Source organism: Novosphingobium panipatense (assembly GCF_900182875.1).
GTDB classification, from domain to species: domain Bacteria; phylum Pseudomonadota; class Alphaproteobacteria; order Sphingomonadales; family Sphingomonadaceae; genus Novosphingobium; species Novosphingobium panipatense.
Window position 1 is genome coordinate 1 of sequence record NZ_FXUI01000047.1, and the last position, 2,380, is coordinate 2,380.

At 60.7% G+C, this 2,380-nt stretch carries 2 protein-coding genes, 1 tRNA gene and 1 pseudogene; 2 read left to right on the plus strand and 2 right to left on the minus strand.

The window, feature by feature from the left end:
- A pseudogene (locus tag QOL62_RS19655) lies at nt 1-633 on the minus strand (IS66 family transposase); the annotation flags it as partial.
- A gap of 295 nt (nt 634-928) precedes the next feature.
- On the opposite strand from QOL62_RS19655, the gene QOL62_RS19660 reads away from it, so the two are divergent.
- Both QOL62_RS19660 and QOL62_RS19665 read left to right on the plus strand, forming a co-directional pair.
- Nucleotides 929-1,783 carry an IS3 family transposase gene (locus QOL62_RS19660; RefSeq protein ID WP_283407298.1) on the plus strand — a complete coding sequence of 285 codons (855 nt, stop codon included), beginning with the start codon at nt 929-931 and terminating at the stop codon, nt 1,781-1,783.
- A 54-nt stretch (nt 1,784-1,837) separates the two neighbouring features.
- Nucleotides 1,838-2,050, plus strand: coding sequence for an IS3 family transposase (locus QOL62_RS19665; protein WP_283407299.1), 213 nt, complete (start codon nt 1,838-1,840; stop codon nt 2,048-2,050).
- A gap of 235 nt (nt 2,051-2,285) precedes the next feature.
- Here the strand turns inward: QOL62_RS19665 and QOL62_RS19670 are convergent.
- Nucleotides 2,286-2,362 (minus strand) — tRNA-Met (locus QOL62_RS19670).
- Between the last annotated feature and the right edge of the window lie 18 nt (nt 2,363-2,380).

Genomic DNA, 2,380 nt, shown 5'->3' on the forward strand with positions numbered 1-2,380 from the left:
GCCGTCGCCATGCCGGCTTCCATGCGCCGGAAGGCATTGGCGATGGCGCCCTGGGAGATGCTCAGGCCGAACAGTTCCGATGCAATGCGCGACAGCCCTCGAAACTGACATGATGGCTGTGGTGCAGATAGGCGAGCAAAGCGCGGATGCCCGGTCCAAACGGGGTTCCCGGCTCCATTCCGGCCGGGGCTGGCGCGCGATGACGGTGTCCACACCCCGGCAGCGCCCACCCAGCAGTTCCACCCGGGTCACGACCGGGCGGATCGGCGGCAGGTCGATATGATCGTAACGATGCCGGCACCGCCGGGTCTGGCCGGAAACGTCGCTTCCGCAATGGCCGCAGGCAGCAGCGATGACCCGCTCGATCTTGTCCGGCGTTTCCGCAAGTGGGCGATGCTTGCCTTCACGCGAGGGACGCTTGCCCGGCTTCGCCTTGCGGCCCTTGCCTCCACCTTTGCCGAAATCATCCTTCGAGGGCGGCACATGCGAGTTCTTCGACGTCTTGCGCGGCTTGCCGACCAGCGCCTCCAGTTCGGAAATTGGCGCTGCCATACGCTCGATCATATCGCGCTGCGCGAGCAGAAGGTCGTTCTTCTCGGCTTCGCTCAGGACATGAAGCGCGGGCGGCGGCATGCACAGGTGAATCAGGCATTCACATGCCGCGCAACCTCTTTCTGCCAAACCCGTGAGCAATTACGCTCTTGTAGCAATTTCGAAGCCGTTCGTCGCCCTTGCCTCCAGTACTGGCGTAATTACCGAGCTTGTCACCAATCCGAGTACAGGCGCAATCAATTTCGCGGTCGATGGTGCGAGGACAGACTTACCGGCGTGCGCAAATGGTCAAGGATTGCGTTGGGCGCTGGATGGATTGAGTAGCCCCTAGATTTCTGGACGCCTTCTATCCTAATTTTGAGGAGAGGAGACGACGATGGGGAAGCCCAATTTCAGCGATGAGTTCAAGCGTGATGCGGCGGCCCAGATCACGGAGCGCGGGTATCCGGTAGCGGAGGTTTCTGAACGGCTCGGCGTCAGTCAGCATTCGCTGTACGCATGGAAGCGGCAACTGGCGAAGGTTGTGTCTGGCGATGCCGGCAAGGATGCGGAGATCCGCCAGGTGAAGCGCGAGCTGGCCCGGGTGACCGAGGAGCGCGATATACTAAAAAAGCCACCGCGTATTTCGCCAGGGATGCAAAGTGAGATACGCATTTGTTGCCGAGCATCGTGGCCAGTTCCGGGTTCGGTCGATGTGCCGGTGCCTGCGCATCCAACCCAGCGGTTTCTATGCCTGGCAGAAGAACCCGCTGAGCCAAGGCCCCAGGACGATGCTCGGCAGACAGACTTGATCCGGCAAGCCTGGAACAACAGCGGCAAGGTTTATGGCTACCGCAAGCTACACGACGATCTGCTGGATCAGGGCGAGACCTGCTGTCCGAACCGCGTTGCCCGGCTGACCCGGCTGACGGATATCAAGGCGCAGATCGGCTACAAACGCCGGCCAGGGAGCTATGGCGGCAAGCCATCCCTCGCGGTCGACAACACTCTGGATCGCCAGTTCGACGTCGCTGCCCCCGATCGGGCCTGGGTGACAGACATCACCTACATCCGCACCGTGGAAGGCTTTGCCTATCTGGCTGTCGTGATCGATCTCTATTCCCGCCGCGTGGTGGGGTGGTCGATGCAAAGCAGGCAGACCACCGATGCGATGCTGCAAGCGCTGCACAGGGCAGTTTGGCGGCGCAAGCCGAAGCAGCGGGTGCTGATCCATTCGGATCAAGGCTCCTAGTTCACCAGCATGGACTGGGCAGCCTTCATCCGGGCTCACAATATTGAGCATTCGATGAGCCGGCGTGGTAACTGCCATGACAACGCCGTCGCCGAGAGCTTCTTCTCCTCGCTCAAGCGTGAGCGCATCCGGCGCCGGACCTACAAAACACGCGATGAGGCCCGGCAGGACGTGTTCGATTACATCGAGATGTTCTACAACCCCGTGCGCAAGCAGGTCAGGAACGGGATGCTGTCACCACCCAGTTCGAACGGCAGCAGATTTTGAAAGCAGAAGGCGTCTAGAAATCTAGGGGCTACTCAGAGCGACGAATGCAATCGTCTGAAGGCGAATGAGATCATCCGCTCACTGATCGACCAGATCGTCGTTACGCCGGAAGGACGAGAGCTGGTGGTGGAGGTCCACGGCGATCTTGCCGGGATTCTGACGATCGCATCTGACCGCGCGAAGCGCACCAGGAAGGCGGGATCGAAGCGTAAAGCCGAAGAATGTCAGTTAGGACTGGTTGCGGGGGCAGGATTTGAACCTGCGACCTTCAGGTTATGAGCCTGACGAGCTACCGGGCTGCTCCACCCCGCGTCACCGATTGTGTGCGTT

Excerpts from the sequence above, each read along its gene's own strand:
- QOL62_RS19665 (WP_283407299.1), top strand. The coding sequence starts at position 1,838 with ATGAGCCGGCGTGGTAACTGCCATGACAACGCCGTCGCCGAGAGCTTC.
- QOL62_RS19660 (WP_283407298.1), top strand. The coding sequence starts at position 929 with ATGGGGAAGCCCAATTTCAGCGATGAGTTCAAGCGTGATGCGGCGGCC.